Origin of the sequence: Hyphomonas sp., assembly GCF_046313975.1 — a bacterium.
GTDB lineage: Bacteria > Pseudomonadota > Alphaproteobacteria > Caulobacterales > Hyphomonadaceae > Hyphomonas.
Window position 1 is genome coordinate 1 of the sequence record NZ_JBKBXB010000012.1, and the last position, 24,547, is coordinate 24,547.

Annotated in this window: 26 protein-coding genes; 12 read left to right on the forward strand and 14 right to left on the reverse strand. The window is 65.5% G+C overall.

The genetic code is table 11. The annotated features are described in order from the left end of the window. Window positions 1-333: 333 nt before the first annotated feature. The 8 genes from fabD to ACK4TE_RS06205 all read left to right on the forward strand — a co-directional run bounded on the left by fabD (window position 334) and on the right by ACK4TE_RS06205 (window position 7,054). Window positions 334-1,281, forward strand: a complete 948-nt coding sequence (gene fabD / locus ACK4TE_RS06170; RefSeq protein ID WP_409910616.1) for an ACP S-malonyltransferase — start codon at window positions 334-336, stop codon at window positions 1,279-1,281. A 6-nt stretch (window positions 1,282-1,287) separates the two neighbouring features. Next, complete coding sequence (gene fabG, locus ACK4TE_RS06175) at window positions 1,288-2,025, forward strand: 3-oxoacyl-[acyl-carrier-protein] reductase (RefSeq protein WP_409910617.1); 738 nt, start codon at window positions 1,288-1,290, stop codon at window positions 2,023-2,025. A 114-nt stretch (window positions 2,026-2,139) separates the two neighbouring features. After that, entirely contained in the window at window positions 2,140-2,373 is a 234-nt protein-coding gene (locus ACK4TE_RS06180; RefSeq protein WP_291070495.1) for an acyl carrier protein, read from the forward strand. 15 nt (window positions 2,374-2,388) lie between these two features. Beyond that, complete coding sequence (fabF, locus tag ACK4TE_RS06185; protein ID WP_409910618.1) at window positions 2,389-3,675, forward strand: beta-ketoacyl-ACP synthase II; 1,287 nt, start codon at window positions 2,389-2,391, stop codon at window positions 3,673-3,675. 88 nt (window positions 3,676-3,763) lie between these two features. After that, window positions 3,764-4,807 (forward strand): endolytic transglycosylase MltG, encoded by a 1,044-nt coding sequence (mltG, locus tag ACK4TE_RS06190; RefSeq protein ID WP_409910619.1) that lies wholly within the window; start codon window positions 3,764-3,766, stop codon window positions 4,805-4,807. Further along, the gene (locus ACK4TE_RS06195) at window positions 4,807-5,694 is read left to right on the forward strand and encodes a YicC/YloC family endoribonuclease (RefSeq protein WP_409910620.1); all 888 of its coding nucleotides are present in this window, start codon (window positions 4,807-4,809) and stop codon (window positions 5,692-5,694) included. Before mltG ends, ACK4TE_RS06195 begins: the two co-directional genes overlap by 1 nt. Beyond that, a complete protein-coding gene (gmk, locus tag ACK4TE_RS06200; RefSeq protein ID WP_409910621.1) occupies window positions 5,684-6,337 on the forward strand; it encodes a guanylate kinase in 654 nt (217 codons plus the stop codon). The genes ACK4TE_RS06195 and gmk overlap by 11 nt, the downstream gene beginning before the upstream one ends. A gap of 90 nt (window positions 6,338-6,427) precedes the next feature. Then, entirely contained in the window at window positions 6,428-7,054 is a 627-nt protein-coding gene (locus ACK4TE_RS06205; RefSeq protein ID WP_409910622.1) for a DUF2306 domain-containing protein, read from the forward strand. Between the two features lie 6 nt (window positions 7,055-7,060). On the opposite strand, the gene rsmA is transcribed toward ACK4TE_RS06205, so the two are convergent. The 5 genes from rsmA to ACK4TE_RS06230 form a co-directional block, all read right to left on the reverse strand. Then, on the reverse strand, window positions 7,061-7,891 hold the full coding sequence (rsmA, locus tag ACK4TE_RS06210) for a 16S rRNA (adenine(1518)-N(6)/adenine(1519)-N(6))-dimethyltransferase RsmA (RefSeq protein WP_409910623.1): 831 nt from the start codon (window positions 7,889-7,891) through the stop codon (window positions 7,061-7,063). Then, window positions 7,888-8,892 carry a 4-hydroxythreonine-4-phosphate dehydrogenase PdxA gene (pdxA, locus tag ACK4TE_RS06215; RefSeq protein WP_409910624.1) on the reverse strand — a complete coding sequence of 335 codons (1,005 nt, stop codon included), beginning with the start codon at window positions 8,890-8,892 and terminating at the stop codon, window positions 7,888-7,890. The genes rsmA and pdxA overlap by 4 nt, the downstream gene beginning before the upstream one ends. 49 nt (window positions 8,893-8,941) lie before the next feature. Continuing rightward, window positions 8,942-10,177: a peptidylprolyl isomerase gene (locus tag ACK4TE_RS06220; protein ID WP_409910625.1), complete on the reverse strand. Its 1,236-nt coding sequence runs from the start codon at window positions 10,175-10,177 to the stop codon at window positions 8,942-8,944. 160 nt (window positions 10,178-10,337) lie between these two features. Beyond that, window positions 10,338-12,533, reverse strand: coding sequence for an LPS-assembly protein LptD (locus ACK4TE_RS06225; RefSeq protein WP_409910626.1), 2,196 nt, complete (start codon window positions 12,531-12,533; stop codon window positions 10,338-10,340). A 126-nt stretch (window positions 12,534-12,659) separates the two neighbouring features. Further along, on the reverse strand, window positions 12,660-13,265 hold the full coding sequence (locus ACK4TE_RS06230) for a TetR/AcrR family transcriptional regulator (RefSeq protein WP_409910627.1): 606 nt from the start codon (window positions 13,263-13,265) through the stop codon (window positions 12,660-12,662). A gap of 103 nt (window positions 13,266-13,368) precedes the next feature. Between ACK4TE_RS06230 and ACK4TE_RS06235 the strand changes: the two genes are divergently transcribed. Beyond that, a complete protein-coding gene (locus ACK4TE_RS06235; protein WP_409910628.1) occupies window positions 13,369-14,418 on the forward strand; it encodes a saccharopine dehydrogenase NADP-binding domain-containing protein in 1,050 nt (349 codons plus the stop codon). 12 nt (window positions 14,419-14,430) lie between these two features. Here the strand turns inward: ACK4TE_RS06235 and dprA are convergent, their stop codons facing one another. From dprA to ruvX, 6 genes are all read right to left on the reverse strand, one after another. Next, window positions 14,431-15,543: a DNA-processing protein DprA gene (gene dprA, locus ACK4TE_RS06240; protein WP_409910629.1), complete on the reverse strand. Its 1,113-nt coding sequence runs from the start codon at window positions 15,541-15,543 to the stop codon at window positions 14,431-14,433. Then, a complete protein-coding gene (gene plsY, locus ACK4TE_RS06245) occupies window positions 15,540-16,160 on the reverse strand; it encodes a glycerol-3-phosphate 1-O-acyltransferase PlsY (RefSeq protein ID WP_409910630.1) in 621 nt (206 codons plus the stop codon). The genes dprA and plsY overlap by 4 nt, the downstream gene beginning before the upstream one ends. An 89-nt stretch (window positions 16,161-16,249) precedes the next feature. Beyond that, window positions 16,250-17,530, reverse strand: coding sequence for a dihydroorotase (gene pyrC / locus ACK4TE_RS06250; RefSeq protein WP_409910631.1), 1,281 nt, complete (start codon window positions 17,528-17,530; stop codon window positions 16,250-16,252). Beyond that, a complete protein-coding gene (locus tag ACK4TE_RS06255) occupies window positions 17,527-18,474 on the reverse strand; it encodes an aspartate carbamoyltransferase catalytic subunit (protein ID WP_409910632.1) in 948 nt (315 codons plus the stop codon). Before ACK4TE_RS06255 ends, pyrC begins: the two co-directional genes overlap by 4 nt. Before the next feature lie 55 nt (window positions 18,475-18,529). Then, window positions 18,530-19,456 (reverse strand): AEC family transporter, encoded by a 927-nt coding sequence (locus tag ACK4TE_RS06260; RefSeq protein ID WP_409910633.1) that lies wholly within the window; start codon window positions 19,454-19,456, stop codon window positions 18,530-18,532. Next, on the reverse strand, window positions 19,453-19,908 hold the full coding sequence (gene ruvX, locus ACK4TE_RS06265) for a Holliday junction resolvase RuvX (RefSeq protein ID WP_409910634.1): 456 nt from the start codon (window positions 19,906-19,908) through the stop codon (window positions 19,453-19,455). Before ruvX ends, ACK4TE_RS06260 begins: the two co-directional genes overlap by 4 nt. A 71-nt stretch (window positions 19,909-19,979) precedes the next feature. On the opposite strand from ruvX, the gene gatC reads away from it, so the two are divergent. Next, window positions 19,980-20,267 (forward strand): Asp-tRNA(Asn)/Glu-tRNA(Gln) amidotransferase subunit GatC, encoded by a 288-nt coding sequence (gatC, locus tag ACK4TE_RS06270; protein WP_409910635.1) that lies wholly within the window; start codon window positions 19,980-19,982, stop codon window positions 20,265-20,267. A gap of 84 nt (window positions 20,268-20,351) precedes the next feature. On the opposite strand, the gene ACK4TE_RS06275 is transcribed toward gatC, so the two are convergent. Genes ACK4TE_RS06275 through ACK4TE_RS06285 form a run of 3 tightly spaced genes read right to left on the reverse strand, consistent with a single transcriptional unit; the run spans window position 20,352 to window position 22,395 of the window. Next, window positions 20,352-21,491: a zinc-binding dehydrogenase gene (locus ACK4TE_RS06275; protein ID WP_409910636.1), complete on the reverse strand. Its 1,140-nt coding sequence runs from the start codon at window positions 21,489-21,491 to the stop codon at window positions 20,352-20,354. Between the two features lie 35 nt (window positions 21,492-21,526). Next, window positions 21,527-21,910, reverse strand: a complete 384-nt coding sequence (locus tag ACK4TE_RS06280) for an SET domain-containing protein (RefSeq protein WP_409910637.1) — start codon at window positions 21,908-21,910, stop codon at window positions 21,527-21,529. A 41-nt stretch (window positions 21,911-21,951) separates the two neighbouring features. Continuing rightward, entirely contained in the window at window positions 21,952-22,395 is a 444-nt protein-coding gene (locus ACK4TE_RS06285; protein WP_409910638.1) for a DUF6491 family protein, read from the reverse strand. Between the two features lie 139 nt (window positions 22,396-22,534). Here ACK4TE_RS06285 and gatA point away from each other — a divergent pair, with 139 nt between their 5' ends. Beyond that, on the forward strand, window positions 22,535-24,007 hold the full coding sequence (gene gatA / locus ACK4TE_RS06290; protein ID WP_409910639.1) for an Asp-tRNA(Asn)/Glu-tRNA(Gln) amidotransferase subunit GatA: 1,473 nt from the start codon (window positions 22,535-22,537) through the stop codon (window positions 24,005-24,007). Window positions 24,008-24,017: 10 nt separating this feature from the next. Beyond that, entirely contained in the window at window positions 24,018-24,488 is a 471-nt protein-coding gene (locus ACK4TE_RS06295; protein WP_409910640.1) for a hypothetical protein, read from the forward strand. The last annotated feature ends 59 nt before the right edge of the window (window positions 24,489-24,547 follow it).

Here is a 24,547-nt window from a genome sequence, read left to right on the forward strand (position 1 = left end):
CGGTCTTGCCGACTTTTGCGCCTTTTTCCTTGAGGAAGGTGCTCAGTTCTTCGACGAAAGTGTCGACCTGGGCAGGCGAGATGTCAGGTCGTGTGATCACGACGTGCTCGTAGAGTGCCATGTTTTCATTCCCAAAATCCGAAGATGCGGCGCCGGAGGGCGGGAACCCCTGCCAGCGATGGCCCCTCTTTTTCCGGCTCATTCCGGGGACTTGAGGACCGCACCTTGCTGTGAAGAGGCGCTCTAAAGCCCATCTGGCCGCAGATTTCAAGCGCTTGCATGCGGCAAGGGCCCGCTTTAGGGACGCCAAAAAGCAGGGAGCCCGGTAACCATATGACATTGGCATTCATATTCCCCGGTCAGGGCAGCCAGGAAATTGGCATGGGCAAGGCGCTGGCGGACGCGTTTCCGGCGGCGAAGGCCGTATTTGACGAGGTTAACGAGGCGCTCGGGCAGGACCTTTCGGGGCTGATGTGGGGGGGCGACATTGCCGAGCTGACCCTGACGGCCAATACCCAGCCGGCGCTGATGGCGCATTCCGTGGCGGCCATCCGGGCGCTGGAGGCGGGGTTCGGCATATCGGTGAAGGACGCGGCCTTTGTGGCGGGCCATTCGCTGGGCGAGTATTCGGCGCTGTGCGCGGCCGGGGCGATCAGCCTGGCGGATACGGCGAAGCTGCTGCGCATCCGCGGCAATGCGATGCAGACGGCGGTGAAGCCGGGCGAGGGCGCGATGGCGGCCCTTCTGGGCGCGGACTATCCGCAAGCGGAAGCCGCGTGTGCAGCGGGCCGCGAGGCCGGCGGCGTGTGCGACATCGCCAATGACAATGCGCCGGGCCAGCTGGTGATTTCCGGCAGCAAGGCCGCGATTGATGCTGCGGTGGAATGGTCGAAGGCGAACGGCGTGAAGAAGGCGATGGCGCTGAACGTGTCGGCGCCGTTCCATTGCGCCCTGATGCAGCCGGCCGCCGATGCGATGGCGGCGGCGCTGGCCACGACCGTGATCAACGCGCCGGTGGTTCCCCTCGTGGCCAATGTGATGGCGAGCGAGGTGACTGACCCGGAGACGATCCGGCAGAATCTGGTAAAGCAGGTGACGGGCCGGGTGCGCTGGACCGAGAGCGTGCAGTATATGGTCGGCAAGGGCGTCACCACGACCGGTGAAGCCGGCGCCGGAAAGGTGCTGACCGTGATGCAGCGCCGGATCGAGAAATCCCTGAACGGCCTCACCCTCGGCACGCCCGAGGAACTCGAAGCCTTCGCCACAGCGATCAAAGGATAAAGACAGATGTTTGACCTCACTGGCCGTACGGCCCTCGTCACCGGCGCTTCGGGCGGCATTGGCCGCGCAATCGCTCAGGCGCTTTCGGAAGCGGGCGCGAAGGTTGCGCTTTCGGGCACGCGCGAAGCGGTGCTGCAGGAGGTCGCCGCGACCCTGAAGGGTGAGAGCGCCATCGTGCCGTGCAACCTGTCTGACCCGGCGGCGGTCGACGCCCTCGTCGGGCAGGCGGAAGCGGCCATCGGTCCGCTGGATATCCTTGTGGCGAATGCCGGTATCACCAAGGACAAACTGCTGATCCAGATGAAGGACGAGGACTGGAGCGACGTGATCAACGTCAATCTCGGCTCGTATTTCCGGCTGACGAAATCGGCTGTCAGGGGAATGATGAAGCGCCGCCATGGCCGCATCATCGGAATCACCTCGATTGTTGGCGTCACTGGAAACCCCGGACAGGCGAATTACTGCGCCTCCAAGGCCGGGATGATCGGCTTCACCAAATCGCTGGCCCAGGAAGTGGCCAGCCGGGGAATCACGGCCAACACGATTGCCCCCGGTTTCATCGAATCGCCGATGACGGATGTGCTGCCGGAGGCCCAGAAGACAGCCCTGCTTGGCCAGATTCCCTCGGGCCGGCTGGGCCAGGGCGGGGATATTGCCGCAGCCGCCGTTTATCTGGCATCCAATGAGGCCGCGTACGTCACGGGCCAGACCCTGCACGTCAATGGCGGGATGGCAATGATCTGAGGGGCACTCGCCCCTATTGAGACAAGGGCTTGGCGCTCTGATAAAGTGTGTGCTAGGCGCAACACCAAGGGTTCGGAAACGGGCCGCAATACAGGCATATCGAGAGAGGTATCCATGTCTGACGTTCTTGAACGCGTGAAAAAAATCGTTGTCGAAAACCTCGACGTCGAAGCGGATAAAGTGGTTGAGGGCGCAAGCTTCATCGACGACCTCGGCGCTGACTCGCTCGACCTGGTCGAGCTGGTCATGGCTTTCGAAGAAGAGTTCAACATCGAGATCCCGGACGATGTCCAGGAATCGATCCGTTCGGTCGGCGACGCCGTATCGCACATCAAGGCCCACATCTAAGGCCGCCGCACAGCAATGTCCGGACGTCGCGTTGTCATTACCGGTATTGGTATCGTCTCGCCCCTGGCCAATGGCCGCGAGGCGACCTGGGAGCGTCTGATCGCCGGCAAGTCCGGCGCGGGCCGCATCGACAATTTCGACGCCTCGGACCTGCCGTGCAAGATTGCCTTCCAGGTTCCGTGGGCCTCCGGCCGCGGCGGCGGGGCAGGCGATGAGCATGCCTTCGATCCGGACAAGGTTCTGTCGGCCAAGGAACAGCGCCGCATCGACGAGTTCATCCTGTACGGCATTGCCGCCGCGGATGAGGCGATTGCCGATGCAGGCCTGACACTCGAGACGGATGAGCAGAAGGAGCGCGCCGGCGTTCTGATCGGCTCCGGTATCGGTGGTCTCGAGACGATCTACGAGACCTCGATCATCCTGCACGAGCAGGGCCCCCGCAAGGTGAGCCCGTTCTTCATTCCGGCCTCGCTGATCAACCTCGCCTCCGGGCAGGTGTCGATCCGCCACGGCCTGAAAGGCCCGAACCATTCGGTGGTGACGGCCTGCGCCACCGGCGCGCACGCCATCGGCGATTCCGCGCGGCTGATCATGTACGGCGATGCCGACGTGATGGTGGCAGGCGGCGCAGAAGCGGTGATCGGCAAGCTCGGCATTGCAGGGTTCTGCGCGGCCAAGGCGATGTCGACGAACTTCAACGACACGCCGGAGAAGGCTTCGCGTCCCTACGACAAGGACCGTGACGGATTCGTCATGGGCGAAGGCGCGGCGGTGCTGGTGCTGGAAGAGTACGAGCACGCCAAGGCGCGCGGCGCGAAGATCTATGCCGAAGTGGCCGGCTATGGCCTGACGGGCGACGCCTATCACATCACGGCGCCTGCCGAAGGCTCCGAGGGCGGCTACCGTGCCATGAAGATGGCGCTGAAGAATGCGAAGATCGATCCGACCGAGATCGACTATGTCAACGCGCACGGCACTTCGACGCCGAAGGGCGATGAGGGCGAGGCCGGCGCGGTCGAGCGGGCGTTCGGCGAGCATGCGAAGAACCTGTCGATGTCGTCGACCAAGTCGGCCGTTGGCCACCTGCTCGGCGCGGCCGGGGCGATTGAGGCGGCGTTCTGCGCCCTCGCGATCCGTGACCAGGTGATGCCGCCGACCCTGAACCTCGACAATCCGAGCTTCGAGACACCCATCGATCTTATCCCGCACAAGGCCAAGAAGGGCCGGGTACGCGCGGCGATGTCCAACAGCTTCGGCTTTGGCGGCACCAATGCCTCGCTGATCCTGCGTAAAGTCGACTGATCCGGGCGCCCCGCACTGCGACAGGGCATTTCCCCTGCCGGGCGAGGAACGCTAAAGTCCGCCGGATACCGCTGAGACGAGGCCGTGCATGCGATTCCTGAGAGCGCTGTTTGTCTGGATTTTCATGCTGGCCCTCCTGGCCGGGGTGGGCCTCGGGGCGGGCTGGGTCTGGTTCAACAACGCGATCAGTTCGCCGGGGCCGCTGGCCGAGGAGCGGGTGATCGAGGTGTTGCCGGGCGAGACGCTGACGGCGGTGGCCGCGCGGCTCGAGGCGGAGGGGGTGATCTCCGACGCGCGGCTGATGCGGATGAAGGCGCGCCTCGACAAGACCGAACTGGCGATCAAGAGCGGCGAATACCTGATCGAGCCGGGCACGAGCCTTGGCAAGGTGCTCAGCATACTGATTGAAGGCCGGTCGATCCTCTATTCCATCACGCTGCGCGAAGGACTGACGACCGGGCAGATGCTGCGCCTGATCGAGAAGCATGAGCACCTGACCGGCGACCTGCCGGAAGAGCCGCCGGAAGGCTCGCTGCTGCCGGACACCTACATGTTCCACAAGGGCATGACACGCGCGGACCTGATCCAGAAGATGCGCGATGCGCAGGCGAAAGTCATCGAGGAACTGTGGCCCGCGCGGCAGGAGGGCCTGCCTTTCGATACGCCGGAAGAGGCGGTGATCCTTGCCTCCATCGTCGAGAAGGAAACCGGCAAGCCGGACGAGCGCGACGAGGTGGCCGGCCTGTTCATCGGGCGGATGAAGAAGGGCATGCGGCTGGAGAGTGATCCGACGATCATCTACGGCGTCTCGCGCGGCGAGCCGCTGTACAATGCCAAGGGTCAGCGCCGGCCGATCCTCCTGTCCGAGAAGAACCGCGTGACGGACTGGAACACCTACCAGATGGACGGCCTGCCGAAGACGCCGATTGCCAATCCGGGACGCGAGGCGATTGCGGCGGTGCTGAATCCTCCGAAGACGGATTATGTATTCTTCGTGGCCGAATGCAAGGATGGCAAGATCACCGGCGACCATGTGTTCAGCCAGACCTATGCGCAGCACCAGCGCGCGGTGGCGGAATACCGCGCCTGCGCCAACCGGGAAATTGCCAGGGAGCGGGGGGGGAGCAACTGATGGGGCAATTGTCGGGGATGACCGGCTTCGCGCGGGTCTCGGGGGAGGAAAGCTGGGGCGCCTGGGCATGGGAGGCCAAGAGCGTCAATGGCCGCTCGCTGGATGTGCGGGTGAACCTGCCGCCGGGCTTCGAGGCGCTGGAGCGCGAGGTGAAGGCCGAGGCGGGGGCGCGGTTCAATCGCGGCTCGCTGCAGGTTGGCTTGCGGATTGATCTGGCTGCTGGCGCGGGCGGCGCGGTGATCGACGAAGCGCTGCTCGGCGCGATGATTGCGGCGACACGCAAGGCTGCCGGAACGGATGTGACGGCAGAAGCAGTGGCGGCGCTGATGACGGTGAAGGGCGTGGTGGAGACAGGGGGGGCTTCGCTGCGCGACCTCGCGCAGGATGAGGCGATTGTCGCGCTGCTCTCGGCGGGCGCGAAGAAGGCGCTGGACGAGCTGGCTAAAGGGCGGCTGGCGGAGGGCAGGGCGCTGGCAGGTGTGCTGGGCGGGCATCTGGACGAGATTGAGCGGCTCGCGGCGGAAGCGGCGACACATGCGGTGACGCAGCCGGGGCTGATCAAGGTGCGGCTTCAGAAGCAGCTGGATGAGCTGGACACCGACAAGCGCGTTGATCCGGAGCGTTTCGCAGCGGAGGCGGCGCTGTCGGCGGCGAAAGCTGATGTGCGCGAAGAGCTGGACCGGCTGGCGGCGCATGTGCGCACGGGCCGGGACCTGCTCAAGGCGGGCTCGCCTGCGGGACGCAAGATCGACTTTCTGGCGCAGGAGCTGAACCGCGAGGCGAACACGCTCTGTTCGAAATCGATCAGTCTAGATTTGACGAATGCCGGACTCGGCCTCAAAGGGGTGATCGATCAGTTCAAGGAGCAGGCGGCCAATGTCGAATAGCGGACACCCGAAGGATCACGGTCGCCGGCGCGGGCTGATGCTGGTGCTGTCGAGCCCGTCGGGCGCTGGCAAGACGACATTGTCGAAGATGCTGCTGGACGAGTTTTCCGATGTGAAGCTGTCCGTCTCTGCAACGACGCGCGAGCCGCGGCCGAACGAGGTGAACGGGAAGGACTATTTCTTCAAGACGCAGGACGAGTTCCGCGCGATGATCGACCGGCGCGAATTCCTCGAATGGGCGCATGTGTTCGACAAGTATTACGGCACACCGAAAGCCGACACCGAGGCGCGCCTCGAAGACGGGCAGGATGTGCTTTTCGATGTCGACTGGCAGGGCGCAGATGCGCTGCACGATCAGATGCCGAACGATGTCGTGTCGGTGTTCATCCTGCCGCCGAGCATTGCGGCGCTGGAAGAGCGGCTCAAGAACCGGCCGGGCTCGTCGCCGGACATGGTGGCGCGCCGGATGGAAGACGCCAAGCGCGAGATCATGCATTGGCGGCGGTATGATTATGTGATCGTGAATGACAGCCTCGACGTCGCCTATCAGCGCCTGAAGCGCATTCTTCTGGTTGAACGCCTGAAGCGGCTGCGGCAGCTGGATCTTGAAGATCTGGTGCGGGGGTTACTCGGGGAAGCGTGAGACAATGCCGGAACATTCTGGCGCGGCCCCGAGCAAATTTGGAGCGAGGACCGACCAGTGATACCTTCGCACCAGTTGTGGGGGTGAAACATGGACCGGCAAACCACAAGGCACGCGGAATGGGCCGGATGGGCCTTCTGGGCGGTGTATGGCGCGTTGCTGATACTCGCCCTCGTGGCCACGATCGCATTCAGTCCTCTTCGCGAGACTTATGACTGGCGCTTCTTTCTGCATATTGCCGCGGGCAGCTTATTTCTTGGCCTTGCGCCCTTCCAGTTCATCGGCGCGGTGCGGCGCAAGTTTCCAAAATATCACAGGATGGCGGGGCGCGGGCTGGTTGTGGCCGCGTTGCTGGCAATCTTCTCGACCTTTGCCCTGCACATGACGCCGCTGGGCACCGGCATACTTCCCAGCCAGACGGTGTTGCTTCTGATCTGGCTGGGAAGTGTCCTTGCGGCGGTTTGGTGCATACGCCATGGCGATGTCGTCTGGCATCAGCGGCACATGGCGCGGGCAGTGGTGGCGGGCGCCTATTTTCTGCTGATCCGGATTGTCGACCGGCTTATCGGTGTCGATACCATCCTGGGATTTGAGGAGAACCCGTCGATACAGTTTGTAAACAGCGACTGGCTCGGCTGGTTGGTCCCGATGATCGCCGTTGAAATCTTCATGGTGCTGACGACCGGTGGGCGCGGCAGACCGAGGGTTTCGGCGTAGCCCAGGTCAGGCGAGGCTAGCCGCTAATATCCTGAACTGCGCCTGCGTCAGCGTTTCGGCGCGTGCGGTGGGGTCGATGCCGCAGTCTTCGAGCCATTGTTCGGCTTTCATCCCGCGCTTCTTTGCAAAGGGCTTTAGCGCGGCGCGGAGCATCTTGCGGCGTTGGCCGAAGGCGGCGCCGGCGATCTGTTCGAGAAGCGCGATATGTTCAAAACGCTCCGCAGGCGGAAGAGGTGTCAGCACAGCAACGGCACTGTCGACCTTCGGCGGCGGGCGGAAGGCGCCCGGTGGCAGGGTGAAGGCGATGTGCGGCCTGGTCACAGCCTGTGTCAGCACCGCCAATCGTCCGTAGGCGTCGGTATCCGGTTTGGCGCAGATACGCTCGGCGACTTCTTTCTGGAACATCAGCGCCATCTCGCCGCGCCAGTCTCCGGCCTTCAGCCAGTCGATCAGCAGGATGGTGCCGACATTGTAGGGCAAGTTGGCAATGATCATCGCCGGCCCTTCGGCGTCCGCTTCGGCAAGTGCCTTTTCCCAGTGAACCTTGCGCGCATCCTTCGCGATGACGGTCATCTGGCCGGTCTTCGCCTCGGGCCATTCGAGCAGGGCCTGCGAGAATCGCGGATCGGTTTCGACCGCGATCAGTTTCGACGAGCCTTCGTTGAGGATGGCGCGCGTCAGGCCGCCGGGGCCGGGGCCGACTTCGATGACCGTGCGGCCCTTGGGCGAGCCGGCGGCCGTGGCGGCGCGTTTCAGGATCGAGGGGTCGAATAGGAAATGCTGGCCCAGCGATTTGCGGGCGGGCGCATCTGTGAGGGGCGGGGTGTCGTCGCTCATGCGGCGGCTTTCTGGCGGTTGGCGGCGAAAAGCGCCGCAAGGCGGATGGCGGCGATCAGGCTGTCCGGCTTGCAGGTGCCGGCGCGGGCGGCGTCATAGGCGGTGCCGTGATCGGGGCTGGTGCGCACGATCGGCAGGCCGAGCGTGGAGTTCACGCCGCCCCACATGTCGAGCGTCTTGACCGGGATCAGGCCTTGATCGTGCGTCATGGCGATGACGGCATCGAAGGCGCCGCCGCGCATTTCGGCGAAGACCGTGTCGCCGGAGCGGGCGTGGGAGATGGTGATACCTTCCGCTCTCAGACGATCTGCGGCGGGGTTGATGATCTCGACTTCCTCGCGGCCGATGGTGCCATCCTCGCCCGCATGCGGGTTGAGGCCGGTGAAGGCGATGCGCGGCGCGGCGATGCCGAAGTCGCGGCGCAAGGAGGTGTCAACGACACGCGCGATGCGTTCGAGGCGGCCATCGGCTAGGGCGCAGGGAACGTCCGTATACGGCATATGGATGGTGGCGAGGGCGACGCGCAGGCCGCCGCCGGTCAGCATCATCACCGGCTGCGCCTTGTGCCCGGCCTGTTCACACAGGTGGGCGACAAACTCCGTATGCCCCGGAAAGCGGAAGCCGGTGGAGTAGAGCAGGGCCTTGTGGATCGGGTTGGTGACGACGCCGGAGGCGCGCCCGGCGAGCGCGTCGGCGACGGCGTGCTCGATGGACCGGATGATGCTGGGCGCTGCGGCCGCATCGGGATGGCCGGGGGTGACAGACGGGATGCCGCCGAGGGCGAGAACCGGCAGCGCTTCGTAAAACACGCCGCGCGCTTCGGCGGGATCATCGATTTCGCGGAGGGGCACGTCCTGGAAGAGGTGCGGGGCGCCGATGAGATAGAAGGCGCAGTCCGGCTCGGTGCGCAGCGCGGCCCAGGCGGCGGCGCTGATCGGCGGGCCGCAGCCGGCAGGATCGCCCATCGTCAGGGCCAGGGGAGGCAGGTTGGCTTTGCTCACGCCGGCGGTGTCGCGCCAATTCGCGCGCCGTGCAAGCGCCATCGCCTGATCAGCGATAGATGATCGTGGCGTCGCGGCGGGAATTGCGCAGCTCGCGCTCCGAAATCATGTTCAGCTCGCGGGCCTTGATCGAGTTTTTCAGGTCTTCCTTGGACGGCAGCGCTTCGGCGCCCTCGTCGCGGCGGCAGACATACATCACCGCCAGACCGCCGCCGGCCGCGAAGATTTCTGTTGGCGAGCCGACTTCGGTGGCCATGACCATATCGCGGCCTTCCTGGCCGAGTTCCTCGACATTGAGATCATTCAGGTCCTGGGCGCGGAGCTCGGATTTCGAGTTGGCGACGGACTGGACATCATTGCAGGACGTGATGCGGATCATCGCGTCGGTCAGGGTGGATTCCTTGCCGTCGGTGGTGATCAACCGTTTCAGGTCAACCTTGGTTGTCGGCTGGCTCGGCTCGCGGCGGGCGTTCACCGAGAGGATGTAGATGCCGGAGGCCACTTCGATGGGCGGCAGCAAGGCAGGCGGCTGCGCCGACGAAAGCGCTTCGGCGAGTTCCGGGGCGAGGTCTTCCGGCGTCACCCAGCCCATGTCGCCGCCGGTGGCGGAGGTGGGAGCGGAGGAGATGCGCTGTGCGGCGATGCGGAAGTCCGCGCCCTGCTGCAGCTGCTGGACGATCGACTCGGCGGCCTTCATCGCTTCGACCTTGGTTTCCGGGTCCGGGGCGTAGAGGAAGATTTCGCCGACGCGGTATTGCGTCTTCTTCGACGCGGCGCGCATGCGCTCGAGCTGGTCTTCGACCTGGTTGTCGGAAATGCGGATGCGCGAGCCGTAGAGGCCGCTCATCAGGCGCTGCCAGGCGATGTCTGCGCGAATCTGTTCCTCGAGGCTGACCGGGTTGACGCCGGCGGCGAGCAGTTGCTGGCGCAGGCCGCTGGCGCCGATCCCGCTTTCGGAGGCCATGTCGGCAAGTTCGGCGTCAATCTCGCGCGGATCGACTTCGACCTTGTACTCCGCCACGCGGTCAAGCTGCAGGCGTTCATCGATCAGCTGTTCGAGGGCCTGGCCGGTGATCTGCTGGACCTGTTCAGGGGAGGGTTCGCCCCGCCCGAGGGTCAGCAGCAGCAGGCGCGCGCGCTGGCGCACGTCGGAATAGGATATCGGCTTGTCATTGACGATGACTGCGATGCCTTCCAGCTGGAGGCGATTCTCCTCCTGTGCCTGGGCCGCGGCCAGAGGGGCCGAGAGGGCCAGGAAGCCTGCCATCAACGCTGCGCGCACCATACTGATCCTCCGTGGAATTCCGCCCGGCGGAACCCTTAGACACTTTGCCGAAACCATACAAATCCCGATCCGGCGCGCAACGCACCAGCACAGTAATGCAGGCTTCCGGGCGGGATTAACTGCAGTTTCCGGGCCGGAATGGGGCCGGATCGAGGCCGGATCAGTCGAAATCGCTGGACCCGAAGTTTCCGAGCGATTTCAGGGTGAACCGGAACTGGATGTTTTCGGACGGGCCAAGGGTGCGGTCGCGCAGCTCATTCCGGCTGTAGATCAGCTCGAACCGGGCACAGTCATCGGAATAGGCAATTCCGATTTCCTGCTTGGCGTCGATGTCGTCGGTAATGTCCCGCAGCTGGCCGAAGATCAGCGAATAGCTGTCGGTGAGCTGGACCTCGCCGCGCACATACACCCCCTCATCGGGTGTGCCCAGCGGACTGATCCGTTCATCGATCTTGTAGTACTGGCCGACCATCCGGAACCGCTTCAATGAGGTAGATACCCGCACATCCAGACGGTTGAGGGCCAGGTCTTCATCATCCAGCCGGAGCCGGCTCGTGAGGGAGAGGGCCGGGCCAAGATCCAGTTCGGCAGAGGCGACCCAGTCCGAGGATTTGCCGTTCAGGTTTGATCCGACATCGAAGGCAGTGTCCTCGCGCGAGCGCCAGCGGCGTCCCACGGTCGAGCTGAGTTCGACCCCGTTCTTCCAGATCGCGCGGGCGGTGAGGCCGGCACTGAGTTTCGCGTCGCCTTCGTAGAGATCGTAATTGCCGAAGCCGTTAGCCTCGAACAGGCTCGATTCGTCGAACTCGTAGAGCAGGCTGTCCTCGACCGGGATGGCCGGATCGTTGACATTGGAAAAGCCCCAGGCGGCCATGACCGCCGGCTCGATCATCAGGTCAACGGCTTCGCCGGTGCGGATCAGCGGATAGGCGAGCTTGGCCCCCGCATTTCCGACCGCGCGGGAGACTTCGCTCTTGCCGCTGACGGCTTCGTCGAGGGCGTAATAGTCGCCGCGCAGTTCGGCGAAGGGTTCGAAGGTGAAGCCGCCGGGCAGAAGGTTGAAATCGCGCCATTCCGCGCCGGCGCTGATGCGGTGACTGTCGGCGCCGATATCGCGGGTCAGCACGGCAGAGGAGAGGTTGATGTTGGCAAAGCCGAGATTGCCGAGGTCGAAATTCTTTTCGGCGTAGAGCAGAGGCGAGACGACGGGCAGTCGGCTGGCATCGTCTTCGCCGCGCAGGCCCTGGAAGTTCAGCAACGAGACGTCCGTGTAATAGTCGTCGCCCTGGCCGATCATGTAGAGCTGGGATAGCAGGCGGCGGGGCTGGTTCGAATACAGGCCGCGCTTGTCGTTCTGGCCGTCGATATCGTAGCGCCGGTCGTAGAGGTCGTCGGTCTGGTGCTCAACGGCGAAGCCCCAGAGCCAGCCGGGCTGGAGCGCGAAGGCGCCGTTGGCAAAGACGTGGCCGCGGAAATTGTCTTCCCCGAACTTCTCGCCGTCGCCATCGAAATCCTGTTCCTGCGTGAAGCTGCCATCGATCTTCAGGGCGCCGGAATAGAACCGCTTGCGGTATTCGAAGTTCATCACCGGATTGACATTTTCCGTCACCATCGGCGCGACTGTCAGATCGGAATGTTCGGAAATCGCCCAGTAGTAGGGCTGCTTGTAGAAGGCGCCTAGCTTGGACGAGAGGCCGGCATTCGGGATCAGGAAGCCCGAGCGCCGGTCCGAGTTCGGATCGGGATGGGCGAGATAGGGCAGATAGAAGACCGGGATGCCGGCAACTTCCACGACCGCATCGCGGTAGGAAATCATCTGGCTTTCCTGGTCGAGCACCGCGCGCCGGGCGCGGATCTGCCAGGTGGGCGTGCGGTCTTTCTCGCAGACTTCGCAGGACGTGTAGACGACCTGATCGAGCGCATTGAAGCCGCCTTCCTTGCGGATGGCGGAATTGGCCGCGACACTGGCCCCATCTGCGAGGCGGGCGGAAAAGCCGATGGCGTAGCCGTCAGACAGACTCGGGCCGACATCGACCTCATCGGAGAATTGCTGCGAGCCGTCCGTGTCGGTGATGACGACATTGCCGCTGGCGCGGACGCGCTCCGTGGTGCGGTTGTAGACGAGCCGGTCGGCGCGCAGGGTGCGGCCCTGATACAGCGCCTGAACGTTGCCTTCGGCGACGAGGCTGTTCTCCTCGCTGAGTTCGTAGACCGTATCGGCCTCGAGGATCACGCGTTCGTCTGCGGCTTCGGCGGGGGCGGAGACGGGCGTTGCGGCGGCATCCTGTGCCTGCGACGCCAGGGGCAGCACGGCCGAGAATCCGGCGAGCAGCGCAACTTGGGACCAGAAAGCCACGGGTTCCACCCTCACTCTGCAACCGGATTGCGCGGGCCTGCACTCCCCTGCAAGCGCGCGCGGCGATGGGAGAGGCTTAGAGTTGATCCTGCGGGCCGTCCAGATGTCGATGCTGTTAGTTGCAGGTCAGGCCCGGCTGGCTTTCACGAGCGCCATCGCGGCGTCTGCCAGGTTGCCTGCAGGCTCTGACCCGGCCAGCAGCACGTTGCTGACGAAGGCGCCATTGATGAGGACAGCGAGCTGTGTCGCGAGGCGGGCAGGATCGCAGGCGCCGAGGCGGGCGGAGAGGTCTTCGAGCCTGCGGCGAAGCTCCTGCATATGCCGCGCCGCCACGAGGCGGGCGGGGTGGCCGGCCTCCGGGAATTCTGCGGCGGTGTTGATTTGCGGGCAGCCGCGATAGCCCTCGCGGCGGGTGCGGGCGCTGATCCAGTCGAGATGGGCGGCGAGCTCCGCTTCGGGATGGCCCCGGTGCGGCGCTGAGGCGTCGTCCCATGTCTGCCAGAAGTCGGCATCCTCGCGGTCGAGGAAGGCGGCGATCAGGTCGTCCTTCGTGCGGAAGTGCCGGTAGAGGCTGGTCTTGGCGACGCCAGCGGCCTCGACCACCAGGTCGACCCCGACAGCGCGTACGCCGCGCGCATAGAACAAGGCGGATGCGGTCTCTAGGATGCGCTCGCGCACCTCGTTGGGGGGCGGGGCTTCCGGGGACGCGGACCGGGGGGATTTCTCTGCCATGCGGGACCTCCTTCCTGTTTCATACCAGATACAGACTTGACGCACTACAGACCTGTATGTATCGGAATGTAAACAGACAGGTCTGTAGCGTCAGGGGATGATGATGGCGAGCCACGAAACGGGAGTGGAGCGGATGAAGGGTGCGAAAGTCGCCGTGGTCGGCGCAGCGGGGCATACCGGGCGGTTTGTTGTGGCGGATCTGCAGAAACGGGGCATGGCGCCCGTTGGCATTGTCAGGCCTCAGGCCCGGTCAGCGGAGCTGCGCGCCCAGTTCCCCGGCCTTGAGGTGCGGGAGGCTTCGCTGGAGCACCCGGCAACTCTCGATTCGGCCATTGCGGATGTTTCGGCGGTCATCAACTGCGCGGGCCCGTTCATGGACACGGCGGGGCCGGTCCTGCGCGCAGCGCTGAAAGCGGGCGCGCACTATGCGGACGTGACCGCCGAACAGGCGAGCGCATGGGCGACGCTCGGGGAATACCGCGAAGCGGCCCTCGCGGCCGGGGCGACCGTGCTGCCGGCGATGGGGTTTTTCGGCGGGTTTGCGGACCTGCTGGCCACGGCGGCGATGGGCGACTGGCAGGACGCCGATGAGATATGTACCGGCATCGCGCTCAATTTCTGGCACCCGACGGCCGGAACGCGCCTGACCGGCGCACGCAATACGGCGGTCAGGCAGATCGTGACCGGCGGAAACCTCGCCCCGCTGGCGCAGCCGGCAGCGCTGCAGAGCTGGCGCTTTCCAGCGCCGTTCGGAACGGAGACTGTGATCGAGCTGCCCTTCTCGGAGATTGCTCTGATTACGGATCATGTCCGTGCCGGCGAGGTGCGCACCTGGATGAGTGCGCGGGCCCTGAACGATATTCGCAACGCCGAGACACCGCCGCCCACGGCTGCGGATGCGCTGGGCCGGTCTGCGCAGCGCTTTGCCGTTGAGGTTCGGGTGCGCAGGGGCGGTGAAACCCGGCAGGCGCTTGCGGCCGGGCAGGACATCTATGCCTTTTCCGCACCGCTGATTTGCGAGGCGGTGCAGCGGGTTCTGGACGGGCGCGTGGCGGTGCGCGGGGCGAAGGCGCCCGGCGCAGTGTTCGATGCTGCGGATTTCCTCGATGCCCTCCGGACAGACCTCAGTATGCTGACGATCCGCGCCTGCTGAGCCTGGGGCGGGCTATACGGCGCGGGCGGCGAGCCCGCCGGGCAGCGTTAGAGCCTCGCCCGCTAGTTCAAGTTCCATCAGCACGGCGCTGCACTGGGCGGCGCTGAGGCCACAGGCGCGGGCGATTTCGTCGAGAGGCATGGCATGGGGCGTGAGCGCCTCGCGCACGCGGGCGAGCAGGTCGCGGGGCACCTCGCCGCCGGGGAAGTCCGCCTCGAATTCCGGCGCAGGCGGCGCAGCGACGCGCAGCGGCGGCAGGCCGGAGAGCACTTCGAGGACATCTTCCGCATGGCGCACCAGCGCGGCGCCCTGGCGGATGAGCCGGTTGGTGCCTGCTGCGCGCGGGTCGAGCGGGGAGCCGGGGACGGCCATCACTTCGCGGCCCTGTTCGCCCGCCATCCGCGCCGAGATCAGCGAGCCGGAACGCTCTGCGGCCTCGACCACGACCGTGCCGCGCGCGAGGCCGGTGACGATGCGGTTGCGGCGGGGGAAGTCCTGCCCGCGGGCGGTGTAGCCGGTGGGGCTTTCCGAGATGATCAGACCGCGCTCTGCGATTTCGCGGTACAGGCGTTCGTGCTGCGGCGGGTAGATGTGATCGATACCGCCGCCGAGGACGGCGACCGTGCCGGTGGCGAGGCTGGCGGTATGGGCTTCGCCGTCGATGCCAAGGGCGAGGCCGGAGATGACGGCGAGGCCGCTGCGGCCGAGTTCGGCGGCCATGTCGCGCGCGATCTTGCGGCCGGCGGCGGAAGCGTTGCGGGCGCCGACAATGGCGACGGCTTCCGGCCGGGCGTGTTCCGGATTGCCGAGCATCGTCAGCATGGGCGGCGGCGGATCGAGCGCGTGGAGGAGTTTGGGGAACTCTGCCTCGCAGCTGGCCACAAGGCGGGCACCGAGTTTTTCGGTGGCGGCGATCTCGTCTTCGATGCGGGCGGAGGGGGGAAGGTCGATGCGGCGGCCACGACCTGCGCGGTGGGCGATTTCGGGCAGGGCTTCGAGCGCGGCGGTGGCCGTGCCGTAGCGCTCCAGAAGTTTCTGGAAGGTCAGGGGGCCGACATTCGGTGTACGGACGAGGCGGAGCCAGTCGCGCCGTTCAGCATCGCTGAGGGCGCGGGGCAGGCTCATGCGGCGGGCTTGTCCTTGCCGCTGCCGAAGCGGGGCTCCGTGCCCTTTAGCAGACGGCCGAGGTTGGCGCGGTGGGTCCAGAAGACGAGAAGGGAGAGCGCGGCGAGTCCGCCAAGAACGACCGGATTGCGCTCGCCAAGCAGATAGGCGCCGGGCGGCACCGCGACAGCAGCGCACAGGGCCGAGAGCGAGGATATCCGCGTCAACGCAAACAGGCCGAGCCAAACCGGCGCGCCTACCAGCAGGCCCTTGAGGGGCGTGATGAAGATCAGCAGCCCGGCATAGGTGGCGACGCCCTTACCGCCCTTGAAGCCGAGCCAGACAGGATAGCAATGGCCGAGGAAGGCCGCGACGCCGGCGATCATGCCCGCTTCGCGCCCGCCGATCCATGTAAAGGCGAGCGCGGCGAGGCCTGCCTTCAGGCTGTCGAGCAGGAAGGTGGCGAGGGCGAGATCCTTGCGCCCGGTGCGCAGCACATTGGTCGCGCCGATATTGCCGGAGCCGATGGCGCGGATGTCGCCGAGGCCGGCGGCTTTCGTGATGACGAGGCCGAACGGAATTGACCCGGACAGATAGCCGACGACCGCCGCCAATGCGTAGAGTGCCTCAACTGGCATCTGAATTTCCCTCGCCCGTATTGCGGCAAGGTTTAGGGGGGCGGCGAGGATGGGGCAAGGCCCCCGCGGTCAGTTCGCTGAGTGGCTTGCTACCGCTCGAACACTGTCTTCCCGCCGACGAACGTCCGCATCACGCGGCCTTGCAGTCTGCGCCCGTCGAACGGGGAGTTCTTGGAGCGGGAGAGGAGGTGGTCGCGGTCACAGAGCCAGGGTTTGCCGGGGTCGAAGAGAATGATGTCAGCGGGCGCGCCTTCGGCGAGGCGGCCCTGCGGAAGGCCGAGGATGGAGGCGGGGCCGATGGTGACCGGGGCGAGGGCCTTGAGCAGGCTGAGTTCGCCTTCGGCCACAAGAGTCATCAGGCAGGGCAGCACGGTTTCGAGGCCTGCAGCGCCGAAGGCGGCTTCGCCGAGCGGCAGGCGCTTTTCCTCCGGGGGCTGAGGATCGTGCGCGGAGACAACCGCGTTGATCGCGCCTTCCTGCAGCGCGGACACCAGCGTCTTGCGCATCTGTTCGGTGCGGAAGGGCGGGTTCACTTTGCAATAGGTGAGATAGTCGCCGATATCGAGTTCGTTGAAGAACAGCGAGTGCGCGGCGACCGTTGTGAACACTTTTGCGCCGCGGCCTTTGGCGATGTCGGCTATGTCGAGCGTGCGCTGCGTGGTGACTTGATCGAGGATCAGCGTGCAGCCGGTCTGCTCGGCGAGCGTCACATCGCGCATGGCGCCGAGCCATTCGGCTTCGACGGGAATACCCGAGAGGCCGTGGCGCGCGGCGAACTCGCCCGCGTTCATCACGCCATTGCCGGAGAGGGTGCGGTCATCCGGGCGGGACATGACGATGGCGCCGCGGCTGGCGGCATAGGTCATCGCGCGTTTCATCACCTGCGCGCTGGCAACCGGCCAGTCGCCATTGGTGAACATCACGGCGCCGGCCTCGGCCATCATACCGATCTCCGCCATTGCCTCGCCGCCAAGGCCGACCGTGAGACCGCCGGCGGGATAGACGCGCGCGAAGGCAGTTTCACGGCCGCGCTCGGCGATGAACTGCACCAGCGCCACATCATCGATCACGGGGCGCGTATCGGGCATCACCACAAAGCTCGTGATGCCGCCGGAAAGGGCGGCGCGCGAGGCGGTGGCCAGCGTTTCCTTGTGCTCGCCGCCGGGTTCGCCGGTCTTGGCGCGCAGGTCGATCAGGCCGGGCGCGAGGCAGAGGCCGCCCGCGTCGAGGGTTTCATTCGCATCCGGGAAGGAAACGTTCGTCCCGGTACGGACTTCGCTGATCTTGCCCTTGTCGATGAAGAGGCCGCCGGGCGCATCGGTCTGCGAGGCGGGGTCCAGGATGCGGGCGTTCAGGATGGCGAGGCTCATGCGCGGCCTCCGGCGAGGAGGTGCAGCACCGCTTCGCGTACCGCGACGCCCATCTCCACTTGCTCGGTGATGACGGAGCGCTCACCGTCGGCGATGGAGCTTTCGATCTCGACGCCCCGGTTCATCGGACCGGGGTGCATGACGATGGCATCGGGCTTGGCCAGCGCCAGCCGGTCGGCGGTGAGGCCGAAATAGTGGAAATATTCCCGCTGGCTCGGCAGGAAGCTGCCATTCATCCGCTCCAGCTGAAGGCGCAGCATCATCACGACATCCGCGCCCGGCAATACGGCATTGAAATCCGTGCCCGCGCTTTCCGCCCCCCAAGTGTCCGTACCCGGAGGGGTCAGCGTGCGCGGCCCGCACAGGTGCACGCGCGCGCCCATCAGGTGCAGCGCCATAGTGGTGGAGCGCGCAACGCGGCTGTGGGCGATGTCGCCGCAGATGACGACCTTGAGGCCTTCGATACGGCCCTTCACGCGGCGGATGGTGAGTGTGTCGAGCAGGCCCTGCGTCGGGTGTTCGTGCGTGCCGTCGCCGGCATTGACCACCGCGCAATCGACCTTGCGCGAGAGCAGCTTGGCGCCGCCGGAAGCTGAGTGGCGCACCACCAGTACGTCGGGCTTCATGGCATTCAGCGTCATCGCCGTGTCGATCAGCGTCTCGCCTTTCTTCACCGAGGAGTTGGCGACCGGCATGGAGACGACATCGGCGCCGAGGCGGCGGGCGGCGATCTCGAAGCTCGACATGGTGCGCGTGGAGTTCTCGAAGAAGAGATTAACCACAGTGCGCCCGGTCAGGATCGGGTCGGGCCGCTTGCCGGCGCGAGTGGCCTCGGCGTAAGTGTCCGCGAGGTCCAGAATGTGAGAAATATCAAGGGGGTGGAGACCTTCGATTCCCAGCAGATGCTCGTGCCGGAAGGTGTAGTCTGCGTGCGCCGCTGCCATGAAGGCCCCTTCGATTTGCGGCGGTTTAGAAGGGATTCCCGGTGGGGGCAAGCCTTCACGCTGCCCCCAGCCACAGTATGACGAGCCACACCAGCGGCAGGGTCAGCGATGCCGCCACGGTCTGCACAGCGATCAGGTTGGCCGCCAGGGTCGTGTCGCCGCCGAGTTCGCGGGCGAGGACATAGGAGTTGGGAGCGGTCGAGGTGGCCGCGCACAGGAGCGCAATCGCGAGTGGCAGACCGGTGAGACCAATGGCGAGGCCGATGGCCAGCACGATGGCCGGCATGCCGAGCAGGCGGACGGCGGACCAGAAGAAGGTGCGCGCCCCGGCCCGTTTCAGCGCGCCGAGATCGACGCCTGCGCCGGCGCTGAGCAGGCCGGCGGCGATGGCGGCGTTCGCCAGCATCTTCAGCGTCTCGTCGGCGACGACCGGCAGCTTGATGTGAAAACTCGCGAGCGAAATGCCGATGGCGCAGGCGATAACCAGCGGATTTCTCAGCATGGCGAGCAGCGGCTGCGGCTTCTTTCCGGGCGGATGGTCGGCGTGCGAAATCAGGGCGTACACGGAAATAACGTTCGCCATCGGGATCATCGCGGCAGCGGCAAGGCTGACGAGGGCGACACCCTCATTGCCGAAGAGCTGGGCGCCTAGGGAAAGCGCAATGATCGTGTTCCAGCGCACGTTGGACTGCACGATCGTGCCGATGGCGGGGCGCTCTGTTACGGGCCACCAGCGTGCGCCGAGGCCGATCCCCGCCATCACAGTCTGCGCCAGCAGAAGTGCGCCGAGCATCGCCCAGGGCGCATGGTCAAACTCCGCATTCGCCAGTGCCCGCACGATCAGCGCCGGCAGCAGCACGAGGAAGGAGAGCCGGTCCATCGCCCGGAAGGCTTCCGGCGTGATCATGCCGCGGCGCGCAAGGATCTGCCCCAGCACCACGATCAGGATCACCGGCACAAGCGCGATGAGGAAAGCGTTCACTTGCCCGCCTCCAGCCGCGAGAGAGCCCCGCGCAGGATCATGGCAGCGGCCATCGCGTCGATCCGGTCCGAGCGGCGCTGTTCGGTGAAGGAGAGTTCGCGCACGACCTCGTCGGCTTCGACCGTGGAATAGCGCTCGTCCTGGAAGGCGACCGGGATGTCGCGCACTTTCAGGAGATTTGAGATGAGCGTGCGGACGGACTGCACCCGGGGGCCCTGTGTGCCGTCAGTGTTCAGCGGCAGGCCAACCACCAGCCCCACGCCGCCGCGCTCTTCATAGATGGCCAGCAGGCGTTCCAGCGACGGGGCGAGCTTCACCTTCTGGATGGTTTCGACCGGGCTGCACAGGATGCGGCTCGCATCGGTCGCCGCCACGCCCAGCGTCTTCGTGCCCGGGTCGAGGCCGATCAGCACGCCTTTTCCGGGCAGGTCGAAGAGATCCATCACGGGCATCGGCTGGCACATACCGCCTTGATGCGGCTTTGCCTATCGCGTAATCGGGCGCAGAGCCAAGGAGCCCGCCCATGAGCGTCACCCGTGATGATGTCCGCAAGGTCGCCCGTCTGTCCCGCATTGCGGTGCCGGAAGAGCGTCTGGATGAACTCGCCGGCGAGCTGAACGGAATCATGGGCTGGATCGACCAGCTTAACGAAGTGGATGTCGAAGGCGTCGAGCCGATGACCTCCGTGGTCGAGACGAAACTACCGATGCGCGAGGACGTTGTGACGGATGGCAACATCCAGGACCAAGTGCTGGCAAACGCCCCGCGCACGGAGCACGGGTTTTTCGTTGTGCCGAAGTCTGTGGAGTAGGGCCGGGGGCCTTCGTCTTTCCACTTGCTAGAATTCCCCCTCCGTCAGTCCGCTTCGCGGCCTGACGGAGGGGGCTCTTTCGCCCTACTTGTTCGGATTGATCAGATACTTCTCGCCCGTGGCCTTCGCATTGTAGGCTTTCAGCGTGTCGAGGTTCAGGGCCTCGGTCATTGAAATCTCTGCGGTGTAGTGGCTGGCGAACGTCGTGTGCAGTTCGTCTACCACGCGCTGGCGCATGCGGTTGCGCACTTCCGGGCCGACCTTCTGCAGGAACGGGGTGAGCAGGTAGCCGCCGAGGTTCCAGGCAAAGCCGACGCCGGGGGGCACCAGCGTCTGCGACATGTCGAGCCGGCCGTAGATATAGACCTGCGTTTCCTGCCCCGACCCGTAGCGGCTGAATTCCTTCATGTTGCGAACTGCCGCGGCTTCCATCGCTACCAGCAGCTGACCGGCTAGCGGGCCGCCGCCGATGGCGTCGAAGCCGAGCGTCGTCTTGGTTTCTGCGAGCGCGGTGATCAGCTCTTCCATGAAGCTCGGCGAGGTCGAGTCGACGATGTGCTTCGCGCCGATGGCTTTCAGGATGTCGGCCTGTTCCTTCTTGCGCACGATATTGACCAGCGGGACATTATCCTTCTGACAGATCTTCACGAGCATCTGGCCGAGGTTTGAGGCGGCAGCGGTGTGCACGATGCCGGTGCGGCCCTGCATCTTCATCGTTTCGACGAAGGACAGCGCCGTCAGCGGGTTAACGAAGCAGGAGGCGCCGGCCACTGGCGAGGTGCCATCCGGCAGGGGCAGGACCTGAGCGACATGCAGCAGGCGGTATTGCGAATACATTTCCCCGCCGAGCCCCGCGACGACCTTGCCGAGCAGCGCCTGCGCGGCAGGCGAGGAGCCAGTCTTGACCACCGTGCCGGCGCCTTCATTGCCGATGGGCATCGACTGGTTCAGGCGCGCGGCCATGGCGCGGAGTGCCGGCGGCGGCACGTTTGCGGTGATGACCGGACGGTCCTTCGTGCCGGAGGCCTTCGCGGTGGAGATATCGGCGCCGCCAACCAGCAGGCCGAGGTCTGACGGGTTGATCGGCGTCGCCTCGACCCGGATCAGCACTTCGTCGGGCCCTGGCTCCGGCACGGCCACTTCGGCCAGCGACAGTTCCAGCTCCCCGGAGTCTTTCACCAGCGTGCGCATTTGCAGCGCCGTCTTCGGAACGGTGTTGGTCATGGTGTTTCTCCCTGTGGCGGGCCTTCAGGCCCCTGTCAGATCGCTTCGTCGGCGAAGTCTTCGTAATCGATCAGGATTTCTTCGCTGGGCGCAATATCCCTTGCGGCGGTCAGGATGACTTCCGCCGCGTCAGCGTCAACGTCGAACACGGCATTGGGCTTCGGGCTGTGATTGCACATGGAGATTTCGCCGAAGGCGACGGCCGCGCGCACAGCGCCGTCTTCCCGCTCGTCGATATAGAAAACGTAGTGGTAGAGCCGCGTGGCTTTCAGCCTTGCGGTGTCCTCATGGCTGAGGACCAGCAGGGGATACCGGCCGATCTCGGTGCCTTCGCGAAGGGGCTGGGCAGCAAACAATCCGCGTCCATGCAGGGGCGAGGTGCGAACCTCGGCGCGGGCCCCTCCGGTGAGTGGTGACATGCGCGTGCTTCTAGCATGCGCCGGAGCGCGCGCCAGCCGGGTCAGGCGGGATTTTCTTCGGCTGCGGGGGCCGCCTCAGGGGCCGGCTTCGCTTTCGCTTTCGGGTCCCAGTTGCGGATGCTGGTGATAATGCAGCGCTGCGGGCCGAACGTGCCGCCCATCGCGCGGCTGACAATGATCGCGTCGCCCGGCGTCAGGCAGCCCGTCGGTGTGTCGAGGGCGATGGCCTCGGCATATTCCAGGTCCATGCAGGTGCCCGCGACCGCGACAAGGTAGCGGGTTCGGCCTTCGTGCAGCACCACGGAGTCGCGCTCGTTCATGCTGAAGCCGTCGATGGAGCGGGCAAAGCAGATGTTGCGCGCTTCCTCGCCCAGGCGCGGATCATCGGCATAGCGGGCAATGCCGCTGGGCGTGGCGGAGCCGGGCGTGCTGGAACAGGCGACGAGGGCGGCGGCTGCGGCGATCAGGGGCAAGGCGCGAAGCATGGCAGGTCTCCTGGGAGGAAAAGTCGGGGGTTGTCCGGCCACTAAGCGCCGGTTCCCGCCCTGCTGCAACCGGCTCACGGAGACTTGAACTTTTGCCCGGAGGGTCCTAGCAGGCGGGCTTGACGCAAAGAGGCCCAAGATGACCGATCTCACCGCCCTGACCCTCGCCGAAGCGCTGGACGGGCTGACATCGAAACAGTTCTCCTCGCTGGAGATCACCGAGGCCTTCATCAAGGCCATCGAGGCCTCCCGCGTGCTGAACGCCTATGTCGTGGAAACGCCGGAGAAGGCCCGCGAGATGGCGAGGGCCTCCGACGCCCGCCGCGCCAAGGGCAAGGCTGGCCGCCTTGAAGGCGCGCCGCTGGGCATCAAGGACCTCTACTGCACCAAGGGCGTGCGCACGACGGCATGCTCGAACATCCTCGGCGAGTTCACACCCACCTACGAATCCACGGTTACCCAGAACCTGTGGGACGAAGGCGCCGTAATGCTCGGCAAGCTGAACATGGACGAGTTCGCGATGGGCTCGTCCAACGAGACGTCGCGTTTCGGCCCGCCGATCAACCCGTGGCGCCGCAAGGGCGACAATCAGGGCCTGACACCGGGCGGCTCGTCCGGTGGTTCGGCGGCGGCCGTCTCCGGCAATCTCTGCCTCGCCGCCACGGCGTCCGACACCGGCGGCTCGATCCGCCAGCCCGCTTCCTTCACCGGCACGGTCGGCATCAAGCCGACCTATGGCCGCGCCAGCCGCTATGGCATGGTCGCCTTTGCCTCCTCGCTCGATCAGGCGGGGCCGATTGCCAAGACCGTGGATGACAGCGCGCTGCTGCTGGAGATCATGTGCAGCCATGACCCGAAAGACTCCACCTCGCTGGACATCCCTACGCCTGACTGGCGCAGCGATGTGCGCAAGGGCGTGAAGGGCATGAAGATCGGCATTCCGAAGGAATACCGCATTGAGGGCCTGTCGGACGAGATCGACGCGCTCTGGCAGCAGGGCATCAAGTGGTTGAAGGAAGCCGGCGCGGAAATCGTCGACATCTCCCTTCCGCACACGAAGTACGCGCTGCCCGCCTATTACATCGTCGCACCCGCCGAAGCCTCGTCCAACCTCGCCCGCTATGACGGCATGCGCTACGGGGCACGCGTCGAAGGTAACAACCTGACGCAGACTTATGAAGGCACCCGCGCCTCCGGCTTCGGCAAGGAAGTCCAGCGCCGCCTGATGATTGGCACCTATGTGCTCTCGTCCGGCTATTACGATGCCTATTACCTGCGTGCCCAGAAGGTCCGTACAAAGATTTTCCAGGATTTCGTGGAAGCGTTCGAGAAGTGCGACGCGATCCTAACGCCCGCCTGTCCGTCGCCGGCCTTCGCTTTCGGCGAAAAGTCCGGCGATCCGATCGAGATGTATCTCAACGACGTGTTCACGGTGACGGCGAACCTGGCCGGCCTGCCGGGCATCGCAGTTCCCGCGGGTCTCTCCGTGAATGGTCTGCCGCTCGGCCTACAGGTCATCGGCAAGGCGCTCGACGAGAGCGCCTGTTTCCGGGTCGGCGGCGCGCTGGAAGATGCAGCCGGTTTCGTGGCCAAACCCGAAAAGTGGTGGTAGGCTCGCAGCCATGCTGCGTTTCCTTGCCATATTCACCATCGTCCTCATGCTCGGTCTGATCATGCTGGCAGCCGTGCTCTCGCAATACGGCTACAGCCTATTCGACCCCGAAATGCAGGTGATGATCGCCGTTTGCATCGCGGTGGCCGCCTATGTCGGCTGGCGCATCAATGGCATCCTGAAGAACCGCGAGATGGACCTCGCAGACCGCCCGGCGCCCGGCGGGGCGGGGCAGGGCAAGCTCGCCGGCCTGTTCAGCGGTGGCCGCAACAAGACCTATGCCGACCGGCAGGCCCGTCTCGAAGCCCGCCGCCGCAAGCTGATCGAAGAGGGCAAGATGAGCGCCGACGAGGCGCCGCCCCCACTGCCTGCTGCGCCCGAGCCGGCGGCCCCGGCGCCCGGTTCCTCCGCGGCAATGCGCGACCGGATGGCAGCGCGCGCCGAACGCGTGCGCAAGGCCCGCGAAGAAGGCAAGATCTGAGGCATTGCCGCCTCGACATCCGGCCCCGGCTGCCTCTAAAAGGCGGCTGAAACCTGAAG

Excerpts from the sequence above, each read along its gene's own strand:
- pyrC (WP_409910631.1), bottom strand. The coding sequence starts at position 17,530 with ATGAGCCTCGCCATCCTGAACGCCCGCATCCTGGACCCCGCCTCGCAG.
- ACK4TE_RS06205 (WP_409910622.1), top strand. The coding sequence starts at position 6,428 with ATGGACCGGCAAACCACAAGGCACGCGGAATGGGCCGGATGGGCCTTC.
- ACK4TE_RS06235 (WP_409910628.1), top strand. The coding sequence starts at position 13,369 with ATGGCGAGCCACGAAACGGGAGTGGAGCGGATGAAGGGTGCGAAAGTC.
- ruvX (WP_409910634.1), bottom strand. The coding sequence starts at position 19,908 with ATGCCCGTGATGGATCTCTTCGACCTGCCCGGAAAAGGCGTGCTGATC.
- plsY (WP_409910630.1), bottom strand. The coding sequence starts at position 16,160 with ATGCCAGTTGAGGCACTCTACGCATTGGCGGCGGTCGTCGGCTATCTG.
- ACK4TE_RS06230 (WP_409910627.1), bottom strand. The coding sequence starts at position 13,265 with ATGGCAGAGAAATCCCCCCGGTCCGCGTCCCCGGAAGCCCCGCCCCCC.
- dprA (WP_409910629.1), bottom strand. The coding sequence starts at position 15,543 with ATGAGCCTGCCCCGCGCCCTCAGCGATGCTGAACGGCGCGACTGGCTC.
- ACK4TE_RS06180 (WP_291070495.1), top strand. The coding sequence starts at position 2,140 with ATGTCTGACGTTCTTGAACGCGTGAAAAAAATCGTTGTCGAAAACCTC.
- ACK4TE_RS06280 (WP_409910637.1), bottom strand. The coding sequence starts at position 21,910 with ATGTCACCACTCACCGGAGGGGCCCGCGCCGAGGTTCGCACCTCGCCC.
- ACK4TE_RS06275 (WP_409910636.1), bottom strand. The coding sequence starts at position 21,491 with ATGACCAACACCGTTCCGAAGACGGCGCTGCAAATGCGCACGCTGGTG.
- fabF (WP_409910618.1), top strand. The coding sequence starts at position 2,389 with ATGTCCGGACGTCGCGTTGTCATTACCGGTATTGGTATCGTCTCGCCC.
- gatA (WP_409910639.1), top strand. The coding sequence starts at position 22,535 with ATGACCGATCTCACCGCCCTGACCCTCGCCGAAGCGCTGGACGGGCTG.
- mltG (WP_409910619.1), top strand. The coding sequence starts at position 3,764 with ATGCGATTCCTGAGAGCGCTGTTTGTCTGGATTTTCATGCTGGCCCTC.
- fabD (WP_409910616.1), top strand. The coding sequence starts at position 334 with ATGACATTGGCATTCATATTCCCCGGTCAGGGCAGCCAGGAAATTGGC.
- gmk (WP_409910621.1), top strand. The coding sequence starts at position 5,684 with ATGTCGAATAGCGGACACCCGAAGGATCACGGTCGCCGGCGCGGGCTG.
- rsmA (WP_409910623.1), bottom strand. The coding sequence starts at position 7,891 with ATGAGCGACGACACCCCGCCCCTCACAGATGCGCCCGCCCGCAAATCG.
- ACK4TE_RS06285 (WP_409910638.1), bottom strand. The coding sequence starts at position 22,395 with ATGCTTCGCGCCTTGCCCCTGATCGCCGCAGCCGCCGCCCTCGTCGCC.
- fabG (WP_409910617.1), top strand. The coding sequence starts at position 1,288 with ATGTTTGACCTCACTGGCCGTACGGCCCTCGTCACCGGCGCTTCGGGC.
- ACK4TE_RS06220 (WP_409910625.1), bottom strand. The coding sequence starts at position 10,177 with ATGGTGCGCGCAGCGTTGATGGCAGGCTTCCTGGCCCTCTCGGCCCCT.
- gatC (WP_409910635.1), top strand. The coding sequence starts at position 19,980 with ATGAGCGTCACCCGTGATGATGTCCGCAAGGTCGCCCGTCTGTCCCGC.
- ACK4TE_RS06195 (WP_409910620.1), top strand. The coding sequence starts at position 4,807 with ATGGGGCAATTGTCGGGGATGACCGGCTTCGCGCGGGTCTCGGGGGAG.
- ACK4TE_RS06255 (WP_409910632.1), bottom strand. The coding sequence starts at position 18,474 with ATGGCAGCGGCGCACGCAGACTACACCTTCCGGCACGAGCATCTGCTG.
- ACK4TE_RS06295 (WP_409910640.1), top strand. The coding sequence starts at position 24,018 with ATGCTGCGTTTCCTTGCCATATTCACCATCGTCCTCATGCTCGGTCTG.